Genomic DNA, 25,098 nt, shown 5'->3' on the forward strand with positions numbered 1-25,098 from the left:
CTCTCTTTCATCATCCCCTTCTATCCTAAATTGAGTTTGCAAAATAGTAAAGAGGAAGCCTGACTGCTGCTTCCCCATTTATATTAAACGCCTGATCGCAAGCCCCCGGGACAGCTTGTAAAAAGGCGATAATCACCAGAACAGAAAACGTTACCTTAGCTTCTAGATTTTTCAAAACAATTCCATTATACTTAAATCAGTCAGGAGGGATTAAATTGAATGATTTTGAAAAAAACGTTCAAAGCAAACGAAATGATGCTGTAGATTCAGCTGTTGGTTTTGTTGTGTCCTTCGGATTTTTCGCCTTCTTGTTTGTCATGGCAACGGTTATTCACCTGGTTGGTTCATAACAGCGACTGCCCGGGCTGCTGATTTCTCGGCAGTCTTTTTTTAGTTCGTCTCTGTTATTCTGATGTATCATATGGGGGATAGACAGAAAAGGTTCCAACTCTGTTTTTATATCTATATTGGATCGTTCCGCTTTGGTCGGTGCGCAGCACGCGGATGGAATGTCTCTGTAATATTTGCAGAACTTCTTGATGGGGATGATGGTACCGATTGTTTTCCCCTGCTGAGATAATGGCCGTTTCCGGCTGAATCTGTTTGATGAAATCTTCACCGGTAGAGCCTTTGCTTCCATGGTGCCCCACCTTTAACACGTCTGCTTTTAGATTCGGAAACACGCTCATAACTTCCTGTTCCCCTTCTTTCTCCAGATCACCTGTCAATATCCAGCTCATACCGCCTGTTTTCATCCACAGAACGAGAGAAGAATTATTTTTGCTTGCCGGATCAGGTCCGTCCGGTGACAGTACATAGAACTGTAAATCCTTTATTTGCAATACATCACCTCGCTTCACCTCTTCAATTGGCACTCCCTCCCCTCTGGCTGCCTGTAGCACTTTCTCATCCTTAGGTTCAGAAACGAACCCTTTCGGAATCACGAGGCGCTTCACTTTATGATGCTTCAGCAGAGTCTCCGCCTCTCCAATATGATCTTGGTCAGCGTGCGTGAGAATTAACGCATCAAGCTGTTTGACCCCCTTAACGGTTAAAAACGGAATCAGCACCTTTTCCCCGAGTGAAAACGGATGCTGTTTTTCCCGCCAAGGCTCTGACGAATAAGACAAAGTGCCGCCAGTATCAATTAAAACATGACCCCGCTGATGCGGAGCACCTACATACATGCTGTCACCCTGCCCAATATCAATCATATCGACCTCTCCTTCAGAACTAAGACGAGGATATATAAAGAGAAGACAGAACATCGCGCAGCAAATGCCGCCAGTTACCATCATCTGAGAAAAAGAGCGTTTTTCAATCGCCATAAACATTAGAATGATTGTGACCGTGAATAAAAAGAGCAGAATAGGTGCGGGACGTGCAATGATAATTGTGAATACATCAATATCTGCGATTCTTGTGATCAGCCTGTTGGTCCAGCTCATCAAGAAATCAAACCAGCTGAAGAACCATCGGCCAGCCGAAGCAGAAAGGATTAATAAAAAAACACCTGCTATAGTCCCCGGCAAAACACAGAATGTATAAATAGGAACAAGCACCATGTTCATCAGGACGCTGATCATAGAAAACTGCTGGAAATGATGCAGGAGAATGGGGAGTGAACCCAGCTGAGCGATCAGTGATACCATTGTCAGCTGACCTAAAGAGGTTTTAACATGCTGAAAAATAGAAGAAGAAAGAATTAAAGAAAAACTCACGGCGAATGACAGCTGAAAACCTGCTTCAAAGAGATGGTAAGGATTGAAGAGCAAGAGGACGATGTATGAAGTGCAGATTGCCCCCGCAGCATGTACACGCCATTTAACGAGACTTCCAGCTAAGTAAATACCCGACATCAGAGCGGCGCGCAGCACTGAAGGAGCAGCGCCTGTCAACATCACATAGAGCGGCAGAAATAACAGCAACAGGATTGACGCCTTTTCTCTTGTTATTCCAATACGGATCATGATATAAAACAAGCCGGCTGTCAAAATGCCGACGTGGAGTCCTGAAATCGCCAAGAGATGGACGACACCAAGCTTTTGATACGCGTTAAGCACCTCGGCTTCCACGTAAAATCTGTCTCCTATTATAAGAGCTTGTACGATTCCTGCCGAATCAGGAGGCAGCAGGCTGTTTGTGAATGACACGATGTCTTTTCTTAAACTGAGCAGTTTATAACTGACATTTACAGGTTCGCTGCACTTTTGAATAGATGTAACAGAATAGTTCCAGTGAATATGCTGCCGGTAAAGATATTCGTTATAATCAAATGCGCCCGGCACGGTTGCGTGTTTAGGTTCTTCCAAGGCACCAGTCCATTCACATGCCATTCCTGGCTCTAGATATGACAGCTGATCTTTTTCTTCAGCAGACTGAATGCGGTACGAAGCGGCCCATTTTTCGCCATCAGGCGTCTTAACTACCATAGACATACGGTCGCCGTCAATTTTTGGAATGCTGTCAATTACTGCCTTGGCTTGATAGGTGCCCCGCTGATATACAGAGACATTCTTGGAATCTGCGACTGCATACAGTGAAAAAAACAATATAAAAGAGAAGAAACAAACCAAAATGAGAACAGCGTGTCTCGTTTTGATTAAAATGATGAGGAGAAAGAGGAAGAAAAGAAAAACAGCGGAGAAATAAGCGGCGGCAGTAATTCCAGCCGTTGCTGAAGCTGCCGCCAAAGGCAATAACAAACGCGAATTACGCATTCATCACACGTAGCTCGTGAAGAGTGTATTCGCCTGTTCATGTATCTTTTTCAAATCTTCCTCTGCAAGACCCGCATCCGCCAGTTTCTCTAAAAGACCCGCTACAAATGAAAGCTTTTCCCTGTTTTTCAGATCAACGATCATTTCATCGAGTTCAACCTGTTCAACAGTTACATCCGCCTGTTCAAATAATTCCTGTGCGTACGGATTCGTTTTGTAATCCTCAGCATAATAAACCGTTTTGATACCCGCTTGAATGATAGATTTACAGCATTGAATGCACGGATAATGCGTCACATAAATCTCCGCTCCATCAGTCGGCACCCCGAACTTAGAGCATTGAAGAATTGCATTCATTTCAGCGTGAATCGTTCTTGCGCAATGGTCATCTATCATGAGGCAGCCTTCGTCTGCGCAGTGCACGCCGCCCGCGATTGACCCGTTATAGCCCCCTGCAATCATGCGTTTATCTCTAACTATAGTTGCGCCGACAGACAATCTCGGGCAGGTGCTGCGCAGCGCCAGTAAATGGCTTTGAGCCATAAAGTATTGATTCCATGAAATTCGTTCCACGTTGTTCCCTCCAAATGTTGTGTTGCCTGACCTTTAGTTTACCTATCATTATGCATGACCGTCAAATCACTTTACTGTAATGGAAGACTTTATTTTCTCAAGCGACTTCTCACCGATTCCTGAAACCTTAGTGATCTCTTCAATTGTCTGGAACCGCCCGTTTTCTTCTCGGTATGCAATAATAGCTTCAGCCTTTGATGGCCCCACCCCAGAGATGCCTTGTAATTCCTCTAAGGTTGCTGTATTGATATTTACCGGTGCTTCCTTCCCTCCATCGCTTTTCACAGCGCCTCGGGATCCTTGCTGCATCGTTGTCTCTTCTCCCTTTTTCGGGATGTACACCACTGTCCCGTCCTGCAGCAGCTCCGCCAAATTCACTTGCATTTCATCTGCTTGTTCACCGGTCCCGCCCGCTTTCTCAATCGCCTGAGATACTCTGTCCCCTGTTCGCATTTCATACACGCCAGGATGCTGAACAGCACCCTTTATATCAATCACAATGGTATCGTTCTCGTCTTTTACCGCCTCCTGCTTTACCTCCGTATTTTCTGTCTCAGTTGATACAGCCTGCTTCACCGGCTCTTTGTTTTCTCCGCTGGCCAAAACGAAAATAACCGCTATGAAAGCAGCCGCAGAAGCCGCTAAAATGATTGCTTTTTTATGCTGATACAACCAATTCATCGTGCATGTTCCCCGCTTTCGTCATAATTTATTTTCATCACACATATGGTTTAGAGGATAATAGCTCAAAGGAGGGGAAATCATTGAAGATTGGTTTTATCGGCACAGGAAATATGGGTACGATCCTTATAGAGTCATTTATTGAATCAAAAGCAGCCGATCCCTCAAACATAACAATCACAAACCGCACAATTGAAAAAGCGTTACACATAAAAAACCGCTACAACAGCATAAACGTAACAGAAAGCCTGGAAAATCTTGTTTCTGAAAACGAGATGATTTTTATTTGTGTTAAGCCGCTTGATATATATCCTTTACTAGCAAGAGCGGCGCCTTATTTAAGAAAGGACCATATTCTCATTTCAATTACAAGCCCGGTTCAAACTCAACAACTCGAGCAATATGTACCGTGTCAAGTAGCGCGAGTAATTCCCAGTATTACAAACAGAGCGCTGGCAGGCGTTTCTCTCGTCACTTTCGGCACAAGCTGCGGAGAATTTGCAAAAACGAAAATCAATGAGCTCATGAAGCATATCTCTCATCCGCTGCAAATTGAAAGTGACATCACGAGGGTGGCATCAGATATCGTAAGCTGCGGCCCCGCTTTTATGAGCTATCTGATTCAGCGGTTTATAGATGCGGCCGTTTCGGAAACGTCAGTGTCCAAACAGGATGCTATTCTGATGTGTAAGGAAATGCTTGTCGGAATGGGAAAACTGTTAGAAACCGAATTGTATACCCTGCCCGCGTTACAGGAAAAGGTTTGTGTTAAAGGCGGTGTGACAGGAGAAGGCATTAAAGCGCTGGAAAGCGGTGTGCAGGATATGTTTCACCGGGTATTCCAAAATACTCATATGAAGTACGAGGAGGATATTTCCGCAGTGAAGAAGCAGTTTCATGTGTAGACGAGTATGTCATACTTTTGTCTGCACTGCAAAAGCATAAAAAAGCATTTTAAAAAACCATCGTCTTAGGAAACGATGGTTTTTGATTTCTGCGCCTTGAAAAATAGGCGTTCTGATTGTGTTGTTGGTTCTGAATCTGTAAAATCAGCTGTCACGCCGTGCAGCTGAAAGCCGCAGTTCCTCAGCATTTCTTCATATTCATCCACCGGGAACGTTCTTTGCTCGTGCGTCTCATCAAAACGGTCATACGCTTCTCCGTTCCGCACAAAAAACGACATATCATGAATGACAGAAAGCTCTTCACTTCCGGCAAAGCTCTGCCAAATATAGCTGATATCTTCATCCTGGTCAGCAAATGTGCTATCCGGAAAGACTTCACCGACTTTATAAGATGAATGAACATCAAATAGCAAAATGCCTTCAGGTTTCAACACCCGAAATACACTTTTGAAGGTTTCGATCACATCATTTTTCGTTTTTAAATAATTTAAAGAGTCACAGCATATCACAACAGCGTCAAACTGGCCGTCAAAGCCGGTAATGTCTCTCATATCCTGCTGAAGAAAAAGAATCGGCTGGTTACTGGAGACCTTTTGCTGGGCGTAAGCAAGCATTTCCTCACTAAGGTCGATCCCTGTGACCTCGAAGCCTTTTTTGGCAAGCCGGACTGAGATTTCCCCTGTGCCGCATGCCAGATCGAGGATACGGCCTTTTTCCGGGAGAGCTGCTTCAATCCACTTTGTCCATTGATCGTAAGGTGCGTGCGACATTAACTCGTCATACACGCTTGCAAAGCCTTGGTAAATCATTGGTTCATTCCAAGCTCAAGATCTGCGAGCGGAGCGTCTCCCCACAGTTTTTCCAGATTGTAGTAGCTTCTTTCATCCTTGTGGAAGACATGCACAATCACATCGCCAAGGTCAACGAGTACCCATCTTGCTTCATCGAAGCCTTCCATCTTTTTGATTTGAATGCCGTTTTCTTCAGCCTGATCCTTGATTTCACGGGCAATCGCCTGCACCTGTTTATCTGAATTCCCGTGGCAGATCAGAAAATAATCAGCAACCAGAGATATGCCTTCCATATCCAGTGCTAAAATATCCTCTGCCCGTTTATCATCGCAAGCCGCAGCTGCGATCTTTAAAATGGACTTTTGGTTCATTCACAAATTCCTCCTGTTCAGTTGCCGGACACAAGCCAGTTATACGTTGAAAATGTGTCTGGAAAAACCGGTTGATTTTTTTTCATAAGAAACATCATTGTATTTTTAATGGATTGAATCAGCGCTTGATTCAAATCTGTCTCGGCAAGTTTACGCACCTCATCGACACCGGGAAATGCCCGGTTTGGTTCAATGTAATCGGCAACGTAAATCACTTTTTCTAAAAGTGTCATGCCAGGCCGTCCAGAGGTATGATACCTGATGGCGTCAAGAATGTCTTCATCTTGAATCCCCGCTTCTCTTTGGACCAAATAAGCGCCGACCGGAGCGTGCCACAGCTCCGGATTATGATCCAATAAATGCGAAGGCATTTTTTCTCGCGCAATAATTTGTTTCATTTCTTCTTTCGGGCGGAATTTGGCATAATCATGAAAGATAGCCGCTGTTTCCGCTTTTTTAGGGTTGGCTCCAAAACGCTCCGCAAGTTCGATCGCCGTGTTCATCACACCAATCGTGTGGATATATCGGTGTTCGGTCAATTGCTGCTTAACGCAGGCAAGTGCCTCCTCACGATTCATATAAACCATTCTCCTCTACATACTTCTTCACTTTATCAGGGATTAAGTAGTCAGTGGGTTTCTTGCTTTTAAACCGTTCCCTTATCATAGTTGATGATACCTCAAATTCCGGAACGTCTGCAAAGAGAAGCGGATAAGGGGTTTCAACATGAAAACCGGGGCGCTTTACTCCAATAAATTGAATGAGGTTCAGCAACTCATCCAGCTTATACCATTTCGGCAAATATTCAATCATATCAGCACCGATAATAAAGAACAGCTGATCATTCGGATAACGCTGCTTCAGTAAAGAAACAGTATCAAACGTATAGGAAGGCCCTTCTCTTTCCATTTCAGCCAGCTCCAGCTTAAAGGACGGATTAGACTGAATCGCAAGCTTCAGCATTTCCACGCGATGAAAGCTGTCGGTATAGTTTTCTTTCTGTTTATGCGGCGGAATTTGATTGGGCATAAACCAAATTTCATCAAGCCCCGCCTGAAACAGCACCTCATTCGCCATTAAGAGGTGGCCGTTATGCGGAGGGTCAAACGTGCCTCCGAAAATACCGATTTTCTTCATTTCAACCACCTTTAAGGAAGCTCGATTTGTTTATTTTCCTTTGATTCCTTATATAACACAATCGTATTGCCGATTGTCTGCACCAATTGAGAGCGGCTTCCTTTTACAAGAGCTTCCGCAACATCGTTTTTATCCTCTTCACAATTCTGAAGAACGCTGACTTTAATCAGCTCTCTCGCTTCAAGCGCCTCAGCAATTTGTTTAATCATGTTGTCGTTTACTCCGCCTTTGCCTACTTGAAAAATCGGCGTTAAATGATGCGCTTTTGAACGTAAAAAACGTTTTTGTTTACCTGTTAACATTCTGTTCCTCCTAATTTTCCTATAACAATTGATCTCATTTTTTCAATATCAGGCTCTTGTCCAGTCCACAATTGGAAAGACAATGCTGCCTGTTCTACAAACATGCCCACTCCATCTAGTGTTTTCAGGCCTTTTTGGTTTGCTTCTTTTAAAAGAGCCGTCTGAATTGGATTATACACGATATCGCATACGACGGCACTGCTTGCGGCACGCTGTAATGAAATCGGCACATCGTTCACGTTTGGATACATGCCCACAGACGTTGTATGGATAATCACATCATACTGCTCAAGCCGCTCTTCTGCTTCTTTTATGCTTAACACTTCTTTATTTTGAAATGAGGGAGTGGATTCTGTAAGCTGCTTTGCTTTTTCCAACGTCCGGTTGCAAATGTCAAACTTTTTCGGAACATTGCGGGCAATTGCTGTGAAAATGGCTCTTGCCGCTCCGCCCGCGCCGATCATTAAGAATGACAGTTCAGAGATGGGCTTGTCCAATACCTTCATTAATGACTTGACAAAGCCTTCCCCGTCGGTATTGTATCCGACAAGCTTGTCTCCCTCTCTTCTGACCGTGTTTACGGCACCGATCACTTTTGCACTATCATCAATATGATCCAGGTAATCCATAATGGAAACCTTATGCGGAACAGTCACATTGATTCCTTGTACGCCAAGTGCTCTTATTCCTTTTACCGCATCTTCCAGATCATCCTCTTCAACCTTGAAAGCATGGTAATGTCCGTCTAGACCGAGATCTTTCAATGATGCGTTATGAATATCAGGTGACATGGAATGGCCAATCGGATTTCCGATAACTCCGTACAGCTTTTTCATGCTCCTCTCCCCTTTTCATTAAATTAATGAGCGCCGCACAAATACGTGAACGCCTTTTGGCGCGTAAGCAGTTACTTTTTTATCGGCGTCATGCACTGTTACCCAGCCTAACCCTGAGAAAACGATATCTGTCTTATTGTCTTTTATCGTAAACGTATGGGCGACCAATTCCGGAAACTCATCCATTTCATCTTTTCCCGGAGGTGTGAGCAATTCCCCTGCATGCTTTTCATAAAGCGCGTCTGCATTTTCCAGTTTTGTCCTATGAATCATCAGCTCATTCGGCATATAGCAAATAAAAGGAGCCCTTTCTCCGGACACATAATCGAACCTTGCAAGCCCGCCGAAATACAGTGTTTGCTGATCGTTAAGCTGGAATGTGCGAGGTTTCAGCTCCTTTTTAGGAGATAGTATTTTAAGATCCTTTTTATTGACATAATGCGCCATTTGATGATGGTTGATAATGCCCGGTGTATCATAAAGCGCTGAGCCGTCGTCCAGCGGGATTTCAATCGCATCAAGAGTTGTGCCAGGAAATTGGGATGTCGTAATAATATCTTCTTCACCTGATACTTCTTTAATAATCCGGTTAATAAAGGTTGACTTCCCTACATTTGTACACCCGACAACATAGACATCTTTATCGTTGCGATAATACTCAATCGCATCAATTACTTCTCTGATCCCCTGGCCGCGTCCCGCACTGACCAAAAATACGTCAACCGGTTTTAAGCCAAGCTCTTTCGCTTCACGCTTCATCCACTGGATCAGACGTTCTCTTTTCAGTGACTTAGGCAAAATATCAGCTTTATTGCCAATCAATAAGATAGGGTTTCCCCCCACCAAGCGCTGCAGCCCATTGATCCAGCTGCCGTTAAAATCAAAAATATCAACAATTTTAACCACTAGAGAATCGGTTTCCCCAATACCGTGAAGAATGTTTAAGAAATCATCATCCGTTAAGGAAACATCTTGTATTTCATTATAGTTTTTCAGTCTGAAGCAGCGCTGGCAAATCACATTTTCTTTCGTAAGCGATGCAGGCGGCGCGTATCCCAGACCTGTTTTGTCCTCGGTTTGGATTGTCACTCCGCAGCCGATACAAACAACCTTTTCCATTTCTTACTCCTCCCACTGAATGTGCCCTTTTCGTTTGAGAGCACTCAGTATTCTGCGTTCGACCTGGCGGTTAAAGCGCGTAATAAACCCGTCAGAGGAAGCAACAGGCACGACCAAAATCGTATGGTAGCCGTTTCGATTTCCCCCGAGTACATCGGTCATGAGCTGATCTCCGATGACCACGCAGTCCTCTTTTTTCAGCTCCATATTGCGCACAGCTCTGTTAAAGGCTTTGCCCATTGGTTTTCTTGCTTTGTAGATGAATGGGATTCCAAGCGGCTCTGAGAAAAGTTTTACTCTTCTTTCATTATTATTAGAGACAATCGTCACTTTAATGCCGTGGCCCTTCATTTCTTCAAACCACTCGATCAAACGCGGCGTCGCGTTCGGCCTGTCCCACTCAACAAGCGTATTATCCAGATCAGTAATAATTCCTTTTACATTTCGTTCCTTTAATTTCTCAGGCGTAATATGAAAAATATTTTTCACGAACTCGTCAGGTAAAAAAAACTTTTTTAACAAAACCCGCACCCTTCCCTTTTCTCTTTAAAATGATTGTCGAAAAAAATCGAACTTGTGCCTAAAGAAAAACTGAGCAAAAAAATTTCGACAAAAATTGGGTTTCTTCACCAGTTGTGGATAAAATTACACACACTATCCACTCTTATTACATCACTCTTTAGACAAATTATAAACACGATACTCACAGGTTATCCACTTTCTGGTGTGGATAACAGAACGATTGTTCTTATATGCATTTCATGGTAGATTAAAGATAACTTCAGCCTCAGATGTACGCAACGTATCAATGTATGCGTTAAAATCATGAATGATTCCAACTTTTAAGGAGGTGCCACTCCCATTAATTGGGTTCCTAGCATGAGAAAACTGTCTGATGAATTACTAATAGAATCTTATTTCAAAGCCACCGAAATGAATTTAAACCGTGACTTTATCGAGTTAATTGAAAACGAAATAAAAAGAAGATCGCTCGGACATATTATTTCCGTATCTTCTTAATAGGAACTTGTCTATTTTTTCCGGGCGTATTTCCTTTTTTTACTCAGATGACTGATATTATATCACTTCGGTTGCGCGCTTTACTACTGTTTTCAGCAAAAAACACCCCTAAAAAGAGGTGTTTTCAAGGGACGGTAACTATGCTAACCAATATATGCCGCCCACAACCAGGAGAACAACAACTAAAACAACGATAAAAGCGTATCCATATGCTCTGCCTGCGCCATACATTGAAGCGCCTCCTTACATAAGGTTTATAACAGCCTATGTAGAAGAAATAAAACGGCTTAGGCCGTTGTCCGGCTCAGTACTTCAAAACCTGCCCATCTTGTATTCCTTCATATACAATCCTTGCCCCTTTAGGTGTCATATGATTGCCTGAAGGATCTATCAGACCGGATTGGATAAGCGCTTCATCAGTTGCTTTTCCGCCGCCTGCTTCTATAAAATGCTTCCAGTTATCTACAAGAGGGACATTCAGGCGCTCCGACACATCTCTTGTAATATCGTTGTATGAGTTGTGCCATTTTCTCGCCCCGCCCTTCGGTTCAAAAGCAGCTGCTTTATATCTCGAATAGTAAAACAGATGGTGCTTCCCGTTTCCTTCTATAATTGGGATGCATGTCATTAGGATTGGTTTGATCCCGTCTTCTCTGCTTTCTTTAATAAAATAAACGAGATTTTCTCTAAAACGCTGCTTCGATACTCTCGGTTTCCCCTCAGTCAGTATCGCGGCGTCATTTGTGCCGAACATAATAAACAAATACTTCGGTTTTTGATCCAGCACATCTGTCTGAAACCGCAGACGTGCATCCTCTGTCGTCTGTCCGCCAATTCCCGCATTGAGTATATCAAGCTTTCCGCGTTCAGCCGTTTTTAACATATTAACCCACTGCTGTGCTTTTGGATAATCGCGGTAGTCCCAATTAGAGCCTCGCGTATTGCTGTCACCAAATGCTACAACGTCTTCGTATCCCTTACCCTCGCATCCTGCTGTAACGGACAGCAGAAGGAAAAGGATAAAAAAATGCTTCATCTTTACACCCCCAAAAGCCTCATCTTAATGTTATACCTCTGTTCCCCTTCGTTCAACGAAGAGTTTTTTTGTTATTACTGTTTTTTCCTATTGTTAACGTGTCCCCCTTAGTGAAAATCATGCTGCTTTCATTACGGCTTAGGATGATTCTCTTAAAATTCCCTTCTTCTCTATCGAAAAAACACACAAACCATAGATAAGAAAATAACCTGCATCCGCATTAGAAACAGGTTATCCCTTGCCCTGTGTTCACTTTAACTTCGATTTAAGCTTGGCCTTTGTTTTTGGTCCATAGATGCCGTCTGCAGTTAATCCGTTCATAAGCTGAAAACGCTTGACGGCATTTGCGGTTTTCGGTCCGTAAACTCCGTCAATTCCATTATTTTCGGCTCCCTTATCAGGGTAAAAATGAAGCGCGGCTAAAGCCTTTTGCAGCTGAAGGATTTTCGTGCCCTTTCGATAAGGCGAAGTGAGTTTTATCATCCCCGATGGCAGCGGATAAGATGGAGATGACTCTTTTGGAGGTGTATCGGAGAAAGAAATTCCGTTTATAAAAGAACTCCAGTGCTCCAAGAGTTTGCCCGGACAGTCCTTCCCGGACCATTTTTTGTGGGGAACGACATGTTTCAGCGGAATATTGTTTTCTTTCATTAGTTTTCGGATCAGCCACTGGGCATTTGCTGTTGCTTTTTCAAAATCGCCATCAGCATTTTCGCAGATTTCAATCCCGATTGATTTGCGGTTCCCTGTCCCATTTGTGCCGTCACCCGCATGCCAGCCATTTTCATCTATCGGGAGATGCTGATAAATGACTGAATCATCAACTGTAAAATGCCAGCTGACAGAAGTGCTTCGGTTTTTCACATAATTGGCGTGCATTTTCGCATCAGCGCCTTTGGCGGTATTCGCTGTATTATGAACCGTAATATAAGCTGGAGTCAGCGCATAGCCCGGACGATTATCGTTCGATGCCGGAATAAAATCCTTTTTTATCGTGACCATTTCTATCCCTCCCTGCTATTAAAGAATGCAGAAAACATAGGGATGGACTGCCTATTTTACAAGATAAAAAAGAATTGTGTTCTAAATCCAAATATCAATTTTAGTTGAATCGCTGAACTGACACCAGTTATACTAACGTAGATGACGGAGGTTTTGGCTTCTGACATCACCTTAGTTGGGAGTGACCATAGACATGTTAAAAAAGATACTAGGTGTCATCGTGATTATAACTGTCATTGCAGTCGGTTTTTTTCAGAAAGAAGCTTGGCTTGAGGCGATCAAAGCAGGAGGGATGTTTTCTGTTTTATTCAGTATGCTGCTGATTGCTGCCGATGTTTTTTTCCCCATTGTGCCGTTTGCTTTGGTTGCCGCTTTAAACGGCGCTGTGTTCGGAATCGCAAATGGGATCTGGATTACACTGACCGGCTCAATGCTTGGTACAATCATGCTGTTTTTTCTCGCCAGATACAGCTTTAGAGATTGGGCAAGAAAAAAAGTTCAGGCCTATCCCGCTATCCAAAGCTACGAGGCTTCCTTCAACAAAAATGCTTTTACCGCTGTTTTATTAGGAAGACTCATCCCCGTCATTCCTTCTCTTGTCATGAACGTGATATGCGGGCTGAGTCAGGTTCGCTGGCATGTTTTTTTCTTCGCGTCTCTCATAGGAAAAATCCCGAATATTGTCGTTGTTACCATTGCAGGTGCTAATTTTTCCAGCGACAAATTACTGTCTTTCAGCATTTACGGAGCCTACATTCTGATCATCATGATGATCATTTATAAAAAGTTCCCTCATCTGCTGAACGTGCCAAAAAAATAAGGAGGCGTGTTTGTCCCCTTACTTTTTTTCTGTCGCATGGCCTCCGAATTCATTTCGAAGCGCAGCGACGACCTTTCCTGTAAACGTATCATCTGTTAAAGAACGGTATCTCATCAGCAGCGACATGGCAATCACCGGAGTTGCTGTCTGCAGATCAAGCGCTGTTTCCACCGTCCACTTTCCTTCACCTGAGGAATGCATGATACCTTTGATCTGATCCAGCCTCGCATCTTTAGAGAAAGCTCGCTCAGTCAGCCCCATAAGCCAAGAGCGAATGACAGAGCCGTTATTCCATACTCTGGCAACCTTTTCGTAGTCAAAATCAAATTGGCTGTTTTCAAGCACTTCGAATCCTTCACCAATCGCGGCCATCATTCCGTACTCAATGCCATTATGAATCATTTTCAAGAAATGTCCGCTTCCCGCCTCACCAGCGTAAAGATATCCGTTTTCGACGGCAGTATCCCGAAACAGCGGCTCTGCAATCTCCCATGCTTCAGGGTCTCCTCCTATCATAAAACAGGCACCATGGCGCGCGCCTTCCATTCCGCCCGACGTTCCGGCATCGAGATAATGGATACCCGCTTCTTTCATTTGATTGTGGCGGCGAATCGATTCTTTATAATGAGAGTTTCCGGCTTCAATGATAATATCGCCTTTGCTTAATAAAGGCGCCACATCACGCAAAACAGCATCGACAACGCCATGCGGCACCATAACCCATAGTATACGCGGCGTGTCTAATGAAGAAACCAACTCTTTTAGATTCGTTGTCCCCTCAGCCCCATAGGCTTTCAGTTCATCAACAGCCGCTTGATTCACATCATACCCGACAGCTTGATGTTTGCGGTCAATGAATTGCTTTCCTATGTTTATGCCCATTTTTCCTAACCCGATTAATCCAATTTTCATGTCAGTTCCTCCTGATTGTTTAAAAAGCCTTTACTCTTTATGTTCCCTGTGAACTGTAATGAGATACGTATAAAAACATATGAGGCCAAAAAGGATTTTACCGTTCCCTCATCCTTTGTGATTTGTATGTTCTTTAGCATCAGCTTTTCTTTTTCCGAAACAGCTTTAAGCGGTTTGACTTTCAGCTGCGTGTCTTGTGTACCCCGGGCGCTATTGTTTCCGACTGTTCTAGGCCCATTTTTTGAGCTTTTCTTTTATATCAAAAAAACATCAATTCATCCTTGATTTACCATGTTTTTAAGTTAAAATATGGGAAGAGAATACGATTTTTTCAAATAAAGAAGGTGACATATTGCAGTATCAATCTCACACTTTTGTTGGAGTTACGAAAACTGCTGTTTATTTTTTATATGCTGCACTTGCAATCATCGGCTTTGCGATCGGGTATTTTATCCCGCAGTTTGCAAAATGGACATTATCCCTCCCGTGGATTCCTTTTGAAGGACCGCTCCGGCTGGTCTCCTCTTTTCAGGGATCACCAGCTGCATTTATCACTGCGCTGCTTGGCGTGTCTGCAGGAATTTGGTTCGCTCATTCTGTTATTGCAATGCTGCTGTCTGTAAAAATTACAAATGACACAGTGGAATTAATCAAAGGAAAGAAAGTGCAAACGATTCGTTCCGGTGACATCGCTCTTGTGTTTATGGATTACAAACGGCTTGTCCTCCTAGGAACAGCCGGATATGAATTGGTACGGGAAGAAATTGATGAAAAACCAGTAAACGTTGAGAAGGCCTTTAGACAGCATCATTACGAATGGGCAGCAGATGGTGATCCGTTTAAAGATCAATTTCGCCGATGGATTCCTGATGCACCAGACCTATCGCAAGGCGCCCATGCCTTATTAAAAGCTCGTCACAAAGCGCTGGAGGACGAAGAAAAAGACGATATTGAAGAATTCCGTCTCGAACTGGCACAGCTGGGCATTGTTGTACGGCACGAAGACACACGCCAATATTGGCGAAAAGCAGAAACCTATCCCCCGAAAATTCAGCACGGCGAAGGGTTGTAACAACAGAGGCTCAAGATAGAGCCTCTTCTTTACTACTGCACAATAAACAGCACTCTGGTGCCGTCAGGATAGCTGCTCATTTGATTCCCTACCCACGAGCCGGCCCCGCGATTATCAGAAGGCGTCACATATCGGACATCAGCTCCTGCGCCGCCTTCCTGACAGACCGCCATCGGCCACTCATCCCGGTCATAGCCCGGCTTCGTCGGGATTCCCTTTAATGATTCCTCCCGCCTTTTGTCTGCTCCATCTCTATCAATGGTGCAAACCTCAGAATGTCCCTCTGCAATCGCATCTCTAATATGATCCCCTGTTTCCGGATAACGAGACAGCGGAAAAGTCAACACTTTGTCATACAAAGAAGCGCCTTGGATCTGCTGCGGAACCATAAAACAAAGAAGAACTGCTGCAGCAAGAAACAGGCCTGCCATCCACTTTTTCATTCCCATCCCCCCATACACATTTTTTGTTCATTTCAATGTATGGGAGTCTGATAAAAATTATATTTAAAATTTGAAGTTCGTATGCTTCTCACAAAAGCCCAAGCTCCCCTGCGAGAAATTTCCCGGTACAGACACAGACAGCCTCCCGCCTACATACATTTACATATAGGCTTTAGCCTACATACTTTTGTGGAGGTGACGATGGTGACAGGTGTTTTCGCAGCGCTCGGCTTTGTTGTTAAAGAGCTTGTCTTTTTAGTATCTTACGTGAAAAACAATGCCTTTCCACAACCGCTCTCAAGCAGCGAGGAAAAAAAATACTTAGAGCTCATGGCTAAAGGGGATGAACATGCCAGGAACATGCTGATTGAGCATAATCTTCGCTTGGTCGCCCATATTGTGAAAAAATTCGAAAATACAGGTGAGGATGCAGAGGACTTAATCTCCATCGGAACAATCGGGCTGATCAAAGGAATTGAAAGTTATTCCGCCGGAAAAGGGACAAAGCTGGCGACGTATGCCGCGCGGTGTATTGAAAACGAAATCCTCATGCATTTGCGCGCATTGAAAAAAACAAAAAAAGACGTCTCCCTTCATGACCCGATCGGGCAGGATAAAGAAGGGAATGAAATAAGCCTGATCGACGTTTTGAAATCAGAAAATGAAGACGTGATTGATACGATCCAGCTTAATATGGAGCTTGAAAAAGTGAAGCAATACATTGACATTTTAGATGATCGTGAGAAGGAAGTGATTGTCGGCCGGTTTGGGCTTGATTTGAAGAAGGAAAAAACGCAACGGGAGATTGCCAAAGAACTTGGTATTTCGCGCAGCTATGTGTCGCGGATTGAAAAGCGGGCGCTGATGAAGATGTTTCATGAGTTTTATCGGGCAGAGAAGGAAAAGCGGAAGAAGGCGAAGGGGAAATAATGTAGAAGAGGCCGGATCTCATATTCCGGCTTTCTCTATTTTACTAAAGTTTCTTAAAAGAAATAGAGAAAGAATATATCCAAAGAGTTATGAACATCATTTTTGTTATCACTGATAATCTCTCCAGAAAACCCTTCATCTGCATACTTCAGCACATCCTTAGTCCCTGCTTTCTTTATACAGGCCTCGATCTGGCTGTCGATACTCGATCCCTTGATCGCTTGTTCCTCGGTCGATACCCTTACATATATTGCTCTCACCCTGGATCTCCTTTCTATAAAGTTTTATTAAAAAATGATAGCAATCGTTAATGCATTTGTCAGCTTGCGGTCCCTCGATGATTATTACCTTCATAAAATGCATCACCCCTTGGGTAATGCTATGTAACAGCAGTTTGTCCAAATGAGGATATTTTAAATTAAACTACAGTAAATATGAGAGCAAATAAGAAATAACACCGAAGATGAAATAATCGGTGTTTTGTTTATATACTCAGTATAGATATTCACACTGGATAATCTTAATCCTTTCTACTACACTAATTACTATGAATGATAATTGGCTGTTTGGTTAAACCTTTCATGAACCCGCAGATAATTTCACCATTTATATACAAAATCAAATAAATCCTTCAACCTAGGAAATTTCTCTAATTCTTCTCGGTTTTCCATAAGATCATTTATCCTTTTCCAAGTTCGAAAGGGTTTATCTTTTGAAGGAATCTTAGTCCCCTTCTCCCAAAGGAGATTTTCTAGGGTATCTTCAACTAAGAAAATTTGTTCTCCATCAGCTGCAATTCTAATCTGTTCATTAGCCTTATAAGGGTCTATGCCCCTAATAGACTCCAATTCTTCATCTGTCCTATCCTTTCTGTCGCAATCATGTACGATCCTAAATGGAATTTTAAATGCTTTTAGCAATTTTGCAAAAGGCACAATAGTCCATTTTCCTCCACAAGAAACAATTGTTGTAGTATTAAATACTTCCTCAGATATTTCATAATGTTCATGAACCCTTAATCTATGATTAAATAAACTTTTTTCAGTATCGCCCTCAACTAAAACAACTCTTTTTGCAAAGAAAGCTTGATTAACTGTAGGGTGAAAATCCAAAGAAGCTCTTAGAGCATTTTTTTCACTTTCTATATTGATACCCTTTTCAAAAGGATCTTGTTTTAACTGATTGATATATGGGGCTTCACTTGAATTTTTTCTATTTAAAATAGCTAGTGACATTGGATTTTCTACGACATCAATCAAAAAAGGAGAATGAGTGCTGATTAATACTTGCCACTGGGTTTGCTTTGATATATATTTCAATGCATTTTTCAATCTAATCATTAAATGAGGATGAAGGTACAATTCAGGTTCTTCAAAGAGTAAAATAGTAGACCTAATCATTTCTTCTGAAGTATTCTTTGAAGAATGGTTAGCAAGAACTTCAATTAAGGCAAATATTAAGGCCCTCTGAGAGCCATGTCCCTGTCTTTCAATCGTTGTCTCTACGCCATCGTCCATTAATAGGGTTGTATAATTTCCAACGAATTTATTTGTATCGGGAGTGGACATTGCAAACTTTATCTTAGATTCAATGATTGAAGACATTCTATTTGAAATATCGTTGGTCAATTGACTGATAATCGGTGTCTCTTCTTCTAATTCACCGGATAACTTTTTAGAAAGGAGTTCAACATTTTCCATCAGGTTTCTATATTCGTTCATATTTTGAATAGCAGGTAAGATTATTTGTTTTAAAAGTGTACCAAAAATCGTAGTATTGGTTGGTTTTAGTTCATCTGAAGCATCTTTAACAGCTGGAATTATTACTGCATTAGGCAAAGCCTGCTTTTAAGCTGGGGCAATACTAATATTTTCAGAAGTCCAATCCTCTTCAGAGAGAGTCACTAACTCTGGATTTGTTTGTTTTATCTCCTCTTTAACTCTTTCTCTATTCGCTTTCGTCCTCCATTTTGTTCCGTCAATTCCTAATGAAGTAGCTATTTGTTTGATTGTATGCGAATTCTCGCTCCACTTCTCCTGAAATCCATTAATTTCGTATTGTTTTATGTATGCTTCATAGAAACTTTCCACCTTGCCATCTTTTAAACTAGCTCTTAGCCGAAGTTTTATTTTACCATCATTCACCAACCCCGCAACACCAGGAGTATCCCTTTCCCAGTCTAAGATATTATCAAATACACCTTCTATATATTATTTCTTCATTTTCAAAACCTTTTCTCCACTCATCAATACTAGGTTTAGATTGGTTTAGAAAAATTTCGATCGCTCGTATTATTGAAGATTTTCCACAGTTGTCAGGCCCTATTAAACTTGTAAAGTCAAATAAATCAACTTCTATTTTTTCTATACTTCTAAAATTACTGACGCTTAAATATGAAAGATTTATAATCGCCAACCCCTATCCCCATTTTTTCCACAACCATTATAAATTTCTGCAAAAAATGCCATTTCCCTTCACAAAAACAGTTAATTAGATGTGTTTTTTCTACAAAAAATGAGTGATTCGATAGAATCACTCATTAATATGTCTTTATGTCTGTGGATCCTACATCTAGTTAATTGATAGAGAACAAGATGATGCGATATAATCGCCGATATCCTCTCTCTTTAAATAAGTGAATATTATGGACAGATTAAATCTTTGATGCACAGGGATTCAGACCGTGTGAGGAATTGACTCACCCACTAGGCCCTCAATAAAGTGGAGTGTGTTATCAGTTACAAAAGCCCGGCATTTCAAGCATTTAGTGTCATTCATTACACTCATTTACACCATTTTATATTCATTTTGGGCACAAAACGGGCACTGTTTTTAGACTGTAAATGAGTTACTGAATAATTAGCATAGGTATCAAATAGTTACTGCAGCTAATTAATGTTCTCTATCTGGACTTTCCCAGAAATTTCTTTCTCTAAAGGAATATTTACACAAAAGTCATTCATAAATTTCAACACTTTTCATATTCTTTATTTTGAGTCCTTATATTAAGTTAAAGAAGTTACTTTTTAATCGAATGTCGTATTTCCTCTGACTTTATTTGTTTAGCTATAATGTTAATAACGTTCCTCAGAAATTCCTTTTTTGTTAATGACGCAGTCCCTCCACCTTGAGCTAACGTTTTATTTCCTCCCCCTTTTCCATCAATAAGAGAAAGGCTTTCTTGCATAAGGGTTCTCATGTCCATTTTATTTGTTGATCCTCGCCCACAAACCAGTTGGAAGCGATTATGGTTTTCTGATAAAAGAAAAATAAGGGCTCTTTTTTCTCGGTCGGCAATCATTTTTGCTAGCTTTTGAAGTTCTTGGATCGATCGATCTGAAAAGGTTTCTATAATGACTACAGTATCATTTTGAATTGTGCTTTTGGCTAATAAATCATTGGCTTGATACTGAATTATTTTTTCATTAGATTCTAGAAGCTCTTTCTCTAGCTTCTTTACATTTTTAAGTAAACGTTTTACAGCTTCACTTAATTCCCCTTCAGGACGATTAAGCAATCCAGTCAATTCAACCATTACCTTTTGTTTTTGATCGAATTGGGTTATTACCCGATTACCACATACAAAATACAAACGAATTTTTTTTCTTTGTCTTTCCCAATTCAATACTTTAATTGCTCCGACTTCCCCTGTAGCACTAGGATGTGTTCCACCGCATCCGTTATAATCAAATTCATCGATAATGACAAGACGAATATTTTCTTTTACAGATGGGGTTTTACGAATTGGATAATTTACTAAGTCATCATATTCTATCCACTTTGTAACTATTGGTCTATTTTCCATTATCATGTCATTTGCAAGCTTCTCTGCTTTTCCTACTATTTCCTCTGTTAAATCTGATATGTCAAGGTCAATGGTAACTATATCTTTTCCAAGATGAAATCCAACTGTATGAATATCATACAACTGCGCAAATGCCGCTGACAAAATATGCTGACCCGTGTGCTGTTGCATGTGATCAAAGCGTCGTTCCCAGTCAATAACCCCAACGACCTTATCATCTGAATGTGGTAAAGCCCTTTCTATATAATGACGAATTTCTCCATCTACCTCTTCAACGTTTAAAACTTTGACTCCGTTCAATGTGCCTATATCATGTGGCTGGCCACCGCCGGTTGGATAAAAGGCTGTTTTCTCTAAGGTAATGTAAACATCACCTTTTTTGTCCTGTTGTTGTTCCAAGATTTTCGTTTCAAACGTTTTTAGATAGGGATCTTTGTAAAATAGTTTATGATTACGTATGCTCATGCCTCTCCCCTTATTTATGAAGTTTTCCAAATACGTTATGGATATTTTTAATAAGGCTCTCCATGCTTTAATTATTGAAGTCTGCCTCTAGCCTCAATGTCTACTTCGTCTACAACTTCTCCATTAGAGACTAGATAGGCTTTTTCATGTAAATTAACAACCGGACAAATGTGATTAGGAATAATTTGAACCTTATCTCCTATATTCACTTGGTTTCTAAAGTCTGCATTGTAAATAATAGCATGTTCGTCGAATACGCCATGAATGTAAACGCCCTCGTATTCTTTGATACGACCAAGCCCTTTGGTTGCTGTAAGCCCTTCACTTCGTGTTTGGGCAGTAATTCCCTTTGCCCCTACATCTGTAATGACTCGTTCTTTTGTTGGTTTACTAATCACGGCTGTGAGTACAGAAGCTGCACAGCGATCATACGTACCAATTACATTTGCCTGTGAGGCATCCATAAAAATGTAAGTACCAGGTCTAATTTCTGTAACTCCTTCTGGAATATCAAACTTAAACATGAAGGGAGGGGTAGAGCCAATACTAATTACTTTCGGCTTAAGGTTCATTTCTTCCGCTATTCGAGCAAAATGTAATGTTCGTTCTACACTCTCTCTATAAAGCTCTTTACAATGTTCTATACTTTTCGCTTTATAAGAATGCCCGTCATGTGAGAAGATTCCTTTAAGCTCGACATTTTTACACGTTTTGATTAATTCTAATAAAGTACGAAAATCATGTTCTTCAATAATCCCAGAGCGTTGTTCTCCTACTTCAATTTCCACTAACACCTGAGCTTTCTTTGTGGCTCCTTCAAATACTTCTTCAATCTCATGCACTTGATGCACACTATCAATACCAAAGGAGATATCAATTGTTTCAGATAGTTTTTTAATACGTTCAATCTTTGATTTCCCAACAATCTCATTTGCAATAAAAATATCCTTCAAACCATTTCTGGCCATTATTTCAGCTTCTCCTACTTTCGCCACAGCGATTCCTATAGCTCCCATTTCCTCTTGTAGTTTAGCTAATTTAGGCATTTTATGTGTTTTTGTATGAGGTCGTAAGTTTACTTTCTGTTCATTAGCGTAATTTTGCATATACTTCATATTGCCTTGCATCACGTCTTTATCGATTAAAAGAGCTGGTGTATCTAATTCTATATAATTCATTGTACCTCCTCCTTTATCGCTGCAATGGCTTCAACTTCAACCAGACATCCGGCATATAAATGATTTGATGGAACAACTACTCTTGCCGGTTTATGATTGCCGAAGAAATGAGCATAAACCTCGTTGATATCCGGCCAATACTTTACATCTGGGGTATAAAGTCTGCATAATATCACATCTTCCTTGGCTAACCCCCGTTCCTTGAGGACAAGCTCCATATTTGCCAATGCCTGTTTTGCTTCTTCTTTTATGCCCCCAGCTGGAATTTCCCCCGTTTCCGGATTCATCGACAACTGCCCTGAAATATAGAGAACATCATTGTGTTCCATAGCTGGCACGTAATGGCCCCCATCCCGTGTTGAATACTTAGTGTGTACAGGCTTCAATATAATCTCCCCCTATTATTCTTAATATTTAAAGCTAGCCTCATCAATCTTCTGTCCAGCAGCCAGCAAAACAGCGAGTTTGATCCTTGCTTTCTTACTGTCATAGCTGCCGCCTAGTATAATTCCGGCATCTGCATATGTTGAAGCACTTCCTTTGAATCCATATACTCCCTTGACTTCACCTTCGTCAGCACTTGTTGTCAGAACGACAGGAATCCCTTTCTCTACGGCTTTCTTTGCACTTTCTAATATTGCTGGAGCCGTATGCCCTCTTCCCGGCGCCTCAATAATGATTCCTGCACTTCCGCACTTAACTGCATAATCTATAAACTTTCCGTCTGATCCAAGTGAACACTTAATAAGTTCTACATTTGGCAATGGTTGAATTAGTTGATACGTCTCACGCTTGATTAATCTTTGATGAATTGCGATCTCATCTTGATCAGCCGTTCCCAAATAACCGAATCTCGGAGAGAAAAAACCATCAACATTTGACGCATGCTGTTTTTTCACATATCGAGCAGCAAAGACCCTCTCATTAAACAACACTGTTACCCCTAAGCCTCGCGCATCAGGATGTGCCGCTAATAAGAAAGCTTGTCTTAGGTTCACAAATGCATCTGTACCTTCAAGTGTCGGTCCTCTTTGTGACCCCGTTAACACGACCGGCCTTTCATCAGAAATAACCAGATCAAGGAAATACGAAGTCTCTTCAAGGGTATCTGTTCCATGCGATATCACAATTCCGGCAACATCCTCATTCCGGAAGAAACTCTCTATATTTTGCTTCAGAATGTCAAGGTGATGAAAAGTCATATGACTGCTTGACATTTGAAAGACTGACTTGATTTCAATCTCTATATGAGAAGGCAGTCGACACATTTCAGAAAGCTCTTCACCTGTCATAGCACCTGCTTCTAATAGACCTGTTTCAGGATCAGGCTTACTTGCAATTGTACCGCCGGTACTCAGTAAAATGATTTTCTTGTTTTCCATGATAACTCCCCCATTTTCATATGAAATGTTTCTCTCTTCGTTCCTAATTAGATTTAATCCCAGCCCCGCATAATGGAATCACGATTTTTTCATCAGAAGAATGATCGTATTTTAAATATCCTGCATAGTTAGCTGCTGTTGTTGGCTCAACATAAAAGCCTTTACTTGCTAATGCTGTACGAGCTTTTAGAATCTCTTCCTCATTGGTTGTAATGATTTGACCTTTTGTGGCACGGATTGCTTCTAATATTTGAGCAGATCTTGCCGGTTTGGCAATCGAGATGCCCTCTGCAAGTGTTCCCCTGTTTTCGACGGGTTGAGCAACTTGTTGATTGTTGATAAATGCCTTTGCTAACGGCGCACAATTCTCTGCCTGTATCGCAACCAGTCTTGGCATTTTGTCTATACATTTGTTCTCTAGTAATTCTTTAAATCCATAGTAAACCCCAAGTAATAACGTACCATTGCCAACTGGAATAATAAGCGTATCCGGCGCTCCATTCATTTGTTCCCAAATCTCAAAGGCATACGTTTTTGTTCCTTCATAGAAATATGGATTAAAAACGTGACTTGCATAGAATTTTTTCTCTATATTCACAGCCTTTTGCGCTGCTTCGGCCACATCTTCTCTTGTGCCTTCAATTTCGCGAACGTTGGCCCCATGCGCTTTCACCTGCGCGATTTTCTTAGGCGATGTACCCTTCCCAAGAAATATGTCACATGCGATGTTAGCCCGCTTGGCGTAAGCTGCAATAGATGTCCCTGCATTTCCACTGCTGTCAGCTATCACATGCTTCACTCCCAGCTCCTTTGCCTTAGCTATTAATACAGCAGCACCGCGATCTTTAAAAGACAAAGTAGGCATCATATAGTCCACTTTCACAAGAGTGTTCGGCTCCCCGCTGTCTAACACGATTAAAGGTGTGTATCCCTCCCCCATAGTGATGCCGCTCCATATGGCGGAGTCGCGATCAAATGGCATAGCATCAATATATCTCCACATAGAAGGAATATCTTTGAGCACTTTTGAATCGGACCATTCTACTTTTTCTTTTACAAGGTCTAACACTCCGCCACACTGGCATTTCCACACCTGTTCAGACACATTGTATTTCGTACGGCAAGAATGACATTGATACTGTTCCATTATTTTTAGACCCTCCTATTATATATTTTTTTATATTTTATATATTTTTTTATATGTTTTAGACAAAAAAATATATTACAGACTGGCGATTGCTTCAATTTCAACCTGAAAACCGTAATGCAGCTCGTTCGTCGAAACAACTGACCGTGCTGGGCGATAATCGTGAAAAAAAACCTGACAGACATTGTCAACACGGTCTAACAAATTGATATCGTGAAGATATAAGGTTATCTTTAAAATTTTTCCTTTATGACTGCCGGCTTTTTTTAAGATATACTCTATATTTGACAATACCTGCAAAGTCTCTTCTTCAATGGTGCCAAATTTCTTTTCCTGCGTGATTGGATCAATGGCAAATTGCCCTGATACATAGACCGTGTTTTGATGAATCACAGCTAAGGCATAATGACCGTTCGATTTTAAATTCCCTGCCTCAAAAATACTCTCCACT

Annotated in this window: 30 protein-coding genes and 3 pseudogenes; 6 read left to right on the top strand and 27 right to left on the bottom strand. The window is 41.6% G+C overall.

Going from position 1 to position 25,098, the window contains the following annotated elements; genetic code table 11:
* Nucleotides 1–25: 25 nt before the first annotated feature.
* Entirely contained in the window at nt 26–175 is a 150-nt protein-coding gene (locus ACY3LV_RS07005) for a hypothetical protein (RefSeq protein WP_141113374.1), read from the bottom strand.
* A gap of 40 nt (nt 176–215) precedes the next feature.
* On the opposite strand from ACY3LV_RS07005, the gene ACY3LV_RS07010 reads away from it, so the two are divergent.
* Nucleotides 216–350, top strand: coding sequence for a YqzM family protein (locus ACY3LV_RS07010; protein WP_003229983.1), 135 nt, complete (start codon nt 216–218; stop codon nt 348–350).
* A gap of 40 nt (nt 351–390) precedes the next feature.
* On the opposite strand, the pseudogene ACY3LV_RS07015 reads toward ACY3LV_RS07010, so the two are convergent.
* The 3 genes and pseudogenes from ACY3LV_RS07015 to ACY3LV_RS07025 all read right to left on the bottom strand — a co-directional run bounded on the left by ACY3LV_RS07015 (nt 391) and on the right by ACY3LV_RS07025 (nt 3,974).
* A pseudogene (locus ACY3LV_RS07015) lies at nt 391–2,720 on the bottom strand (DNA internalization-related competence protein ComEC/Rec2).
* 3 nt (nt 2,721–2,723) lie between these two features.
* Nucleotides 2,724–3,293, bottom strand: coding sequence for a ComE operon protein 2 (locus ACY3LV_RS07020; protein WP_166850614.1), 570 nt, complete (start codon nt 3,291–3,293; stop codon nt 2,724–2,726).
* A gap of 66 nt (nt 3,294–3,359) precedes the next feature.
* Nucleotides 3,360–3,974: a helix-hairpin-helix domain-containing protein gene (locus tag ACY3LV_RS07025; RefSeq protein WP_333561560.1), complete on the bottom strand. Its 615-nt coding sequence runs from the start codon at nt 3,972–3,974 to the stop codon at nt 3,360–3,362.
* An 83-nt stretch (nt 3,975–4,057) separates the two neighbouring features.
* Here ACY3LV_RS07025 and comER point away from each other — a divergent pair, with 83 nt between their 5' ends.
* Complete coding sequence (comER, locus tag ACY3LV_RS07030; RefSeq protein WP_464863571.1) at nt 4,058–4,879, top strand: late competence protein ComER; 822 nt, start codon at nt 4,058–4,060, stop codon at nt 4,877–4,879.
* Nucleotides 4,880–4,944: 65 nt separating this feature from the next.
* On the opposite strand, the gene ACY3LV_RS07035 is transcribed toward comER, so the two are convergent.
* Genes ACY3LV_RS07035 through ACY3LV_RS07070 form a run of 8 tightly spaced genes read right to left on the bottom strand, consistent with a single transcriptional unit; the run spans nt 4,945 to nt 9,957 of the window.
* A complete protein-coding gene (locus ACY3LV_RS07035) occupies nt 4,945–5,688 on the bottom strand; it encodes a class I SAM-dependent DNA methyltransferase (RefSeq protein ID WP_148962104.1) in 744 nt (247 codons plus the stop codon).
* A complete protein-coding gene (rsfS, locus tag ACY3LV_RS07040; protein WP_019258939.1) occupies nt 5,685–6,041 on the bottom strand; it encodes a ribosome silencing factor in 357 nt (118 codons plus the stop codon). Before rsfS ends, ACY3LV_RS07035 begins: the two co-directional genes overlap by 4 nt.
* A 17-nt stretch (nt 6,042–6,058) precedes the next feature.
* Complete coding sequence (yqeK, locus tag ACY3LV_RS07045; protein ID WP_087990783.1) at nt 6,059–6,619, bottom strand: bis(5'-nucleosyl)-tetraphosphatase (symmetrical) YqeK; 561 nt, start codon at nt 6,617–6,619, stop codon at nt 6,059–6,061.
* Nucleotides 6,609–7,178 carry a nicotinate-nucleotide adenylyltransferase gene (locus ACY3LV_RS07050; RefSeq protein WP_148962106.1) on the bottom strand — a complete coding sequence of 190 codons (570 nt, stop codon included), beginning with the start codon at nt 7,176–7,178 and terminating at the stop codon, nt 6,609–6,611. The genes yqeK and ACY3LV_RS07050 overlap by 11 nt, the downstream gene beginning before the upstream one ends.
* An 11-nt stretch (nt 7,179–7,189) precedes the next feature.
* Entirely contained in the window at nt 7,190–7,480 is a 291-nt protein-coding gene (gene yhbY, locus ACY3LV_RS07055; protein ID WP_003226133.1) for a ribosome assembly RNA-binding protein YhbY, read from the bottom strand.
* Nucleotides 7,474–8,316 carry a shikimate dehydrogenase gene (gene aroE / locus ACY3LV_RS07060; protein ID WP_464863572.1) on the bottom strand — a complete coding sequence of 281 codons (843 nt, stop codon included), beginning with the start codon at nt 8,314–8,316 and terminating at the stop codon, nt 7,474–7,476. The genes yhbY and aroE overlap by 7 nt, the downstream gene beginning before the upstream one ends.
* Before the next feature lie 18 nt (nt 8,317–8,334).
* Nucleotides 8,335–9,435 (bottom strand): ribosome biogenesis GTPase YqeH, encoded by a 1,101-nt coding sequence (gene yqeH, locus ACY3LV_RS07065; protein WP_087990786.1) that lies wholly within the window; start codon nt 9,433–9,435, stop codon nt 8,335–8,337.
* A gap of 3 nt (nt 9,436–9,438) precedes the next feature.
* Entirely contained in the window at nt 9,439–9,957 is a 519-nt protein-coding gene (locus tag ACY3LV_RS07070) for a YqeG family HAD IIIA-type phosphatase (RefSeq protein WP_464863573.1), read from the bottom strand.
* 357 nt (nt 9,958–10,314) lie between these two features.
* On the opposite strand from ACY3LV_RS07070, the gene sda reads away from it, so the two are divergent.
* Nucleotides 10,315–10,455: a sporulation histidine kinase inhibitor Sda gene (gene sda, locus ACY3LV_RS07075; protein ID WP_003226124.1), complete on the top strand. Its 141-nt coding sequence runs from the start codon at nt 10,315–10,317 to the stop codon at nt 10,453–10,455.
* Nucleotides 10,456–10,759: 304 nt separating this feature from the next.
* On the opposite strand, the gene ACY3LV_RS07080 is transcribed toward sda, so the two are convergent.
* Together ACY3LV_RS07080 and ACY3LV_RS07085 are read right to left on the bottom strand one after the other, a co-directional pair.
* Nucleotides 10,760–11,491, bottom strand: a complete 732-nt coding sequence (locus tag ACY3LV_RS07080; protein ID WP_333517161.1) for an SGNH/GDSL hydrolase family protein — start codon at nt 11,489–11,491, stop codon at nt 10,760–10,762.
* A gap of 249 nt (nt 11,492–11,740) precedes the next feature.
* Nucleotides 11,741–12,493: a peptidoglycan recognition protein family protein gene (locus tag ACY3LV_RS07085; protein WP_464863574.1), complete on the bottom strand. Its 753-nt coding sequence runs from the start codon at nt 12,491–12,493 to the stop codon at nt 11,741–11,743.
* Between the two features lie 193 nt (nt 12,494–12,686).
* Between ACY3LV_RS07085 and ACY3LV_RS07090 the strand changes: the two genes are divergently transcribed.
* Nucleotides 12,687–13,313, top strand: a complete 627-nt coding sequence (locus tag ACY3LV_RS07090; RefSeq protein WP_333561553.1) for a TVP38/TMEM64 family protein — start codon at nt 12,687–12,689, stop codon at nt 13,311–13,313.
* Nucleotides 13,314–13,331: 18 nt separating this feature from the next.
* Here ACY3LV_RS07090 and gnd read toward each other — a convergent pair whose 3' ends face one another.
* Nucleotides 13,332–14,225 carry a phosphogluconate dehydrogenase (NAD(+)-dependent, decarboxylating) gene (gene gnd / locus ACY3LV_RS07095; protein WP_333561552.1) on the bottom strand — a complete coding sequence of 298 codons (894 nt, stop codon included), beginning with the start codon at nt 14,223–14,225 and terminating at the stop codon, nt 13,332–13,334.
* A gap of 349 nt (nt 14,226–14,574) precedes the next feature.
* Here gnd and ACY3LV_RS07100 point away from each other — a divergent pair, with 349 nt between their 5' ends.
* Nucleotides 14,575–15,297 carry a YqeB family protein gene (locus tag ACY3LV_RS07100; protein WP_333561616.1) on the top strand — a complete coding sequence of 241 codons (723 nt, stop codon included), beginning with the start codon at nt 14,575–14,577 and terminating at the stop codon, nt 15,295–15,297.
* Nucleotides 15,298–15,329: 32 nt separating this feature from the next.
* Here the strand turns inward: ACY3LV_RS07100 and nucB are convergent, their stop codons facing one another.
* Nucleotides 15,330–15,740, bottom strand: coding sequence for a sporulation-specific Dnase NucB (nucB, locus tag ACY3LV_RS07105; RefSeq protein WP_333561551.1), 411 nt, complete (start codon nt 15,738–15,740; stop codon nt 15,330–15,332).
* A gap of 201 nt (nt 15,741–15,941) precedes the next feature.
* Here nucB and sigK point away from each other — a divergent pair, with 201 nt between their 5' ends.
* Nucleotides 15,942–16,670: an RNA polymerase sporulation sigma factor SigK gene (gene sigK, locus ACY3LV_RS07110; protein ID WP_013308023.1), complete on the top strand. Its 729-nt coding sequence runs from the start codon at nt 15,942–15,944 to the stop codon at nt 16,668–16,670.
* A 113-nt stretch (nt 16,671–16,783) separates the two neighbouring features.
* Here sigK and ACY3LV_RS07115 read toward each other — a convergent pair.
* The 11 genes and pseudogenes from ACY3LV_RS07115 to ACY3LV_RS07165 form a co-directional block, all read right to left on the bottom strand.
* Nucleotides 16,784–16,888: pseudogene (locus tag ACY3LV_RS07115) on the bottom strand (recombinase family protein); the annotation flags it as partial.
* A pseudogene (locus tag ACY3LV_RS07120) lies at nt 16,846–17,024 on the bottom strand (hypothetical protein). The pseudogenes ACY3LV_RS07115 and ACY3LV_RS07120, both read right to left, overlap by 43 nt.
* A gap of 245 nt (nt 17,025–17,269) precedes the next feature.
* Nucleotides 17,270–18,508, bottom strand: coding sequence for an AAA family ATPase (locus tag ACY3LV_RS07125; protein WP_333561550.1), 1,239 nt, complete (start codon nt 18,506–18,508; stop codon nt 17,270–17,272).
* Nucleotides 18,509–18,517: 9 nt separating this feature from the next.
* Nucleotides 18,518–18,814, bottom strand: coding sequence for a hypothetical protein (locus ACY3LV_RS07130; RefSeq protein WP_333561549.1), 297 nt, complete (start codon nt 18,812–18,814; stop codon nt 18,518–18,520).
* 46 nt (nt 18,815–18,860) lie between these two features.
* Nucleotides 18,861–19,085 (bottom strand): AAA family ATPase, encoded by a 225-nt coding sequence (locus tag ACY3LV_RS07135; protein ID WP_464863575.1) that lies wholly within the window; start codon nt 19,083–19,085, stop codon nt 18,861–18,863.
* A 604-nt stretch (nt 19,086–19,689) separates the two neighbouring features.
* Nucleotides 19,690–20,940: an alanyl-tRNA editing protein gene (locus ACY3LV_RS07140; RefSeq protein WP_464863576.1), complete on the bottom strand. Its 1,251-nt coding sequence runs from the start codon at nt 20,938–20,940 to the stop codon at nt 19,690–19,692.
* 71 nt (nt 20,941–21,011) lie between these two features.
* Entirely contained in the window at nt 21,012–22,118 is a 1,107-nt protein-coding gene (locus ACY3LV_RS07145) for a D-TA family PLP-dependent enzyme (RefSeq protein WP_464863577.1), read from the bottom strand.
* On the bottom strand, nt 22,115–22,504 hold the full coding sequence (locus tag ACY3LV_RS07150) for a RidA family protein (protein ID WP_333561545.1): 390 nt from the start codon (nt 22,502–22,504) through the stop codon (nt 22,115–22,117). The genes ACY3LV_RS07145 and ACY3LV_RS07150 overlap by 4 nt, the downstream gene beginning before the upstream one ends.
* 21 nt (nt 22,505–22,525) lie before the next feature.
* Nucleotides 22,526–23,500: an asparaginase gene (locus ACY3LV_RS07155; protein WP_333561544.1), complete on the bottom strand. Its 975-nt coding sequence runs from the start codon at nt 23,498–23,500 to the stop codon at nt 22,526–22,528.
* A gap of 43 nt (nt 23,501–23,543) precedes the next feature.
* Nucleotides 23,544–24,647 (bottom strand): threonine synthase, encoded by a 1,104-nt coding sequence (locus ACY3LV_RS07160; protein ID WP_333561543.1) that lies wholly within the window; start codon nt 24,645–24,647, stop codon nt 23,544–23,546.
* A 75-nt stretch (nt 24,648–24,722) separates the two neighbouring features.
* A complete protein-coding gene (locus ACY3LV_RS07165) occupies nt 24,723–25,097 on the bottom strand; it encodes a RidA family protein (RefSeq protein WP_333561542.1) in 375 nt (124 codons plus the stop codon).
* Between the last annotated feature and the right edge of the window lies 1 nt (nt 25,098).

It is taken from the genome of Bacillus sp. 11C (assembly GCF_055486375.1).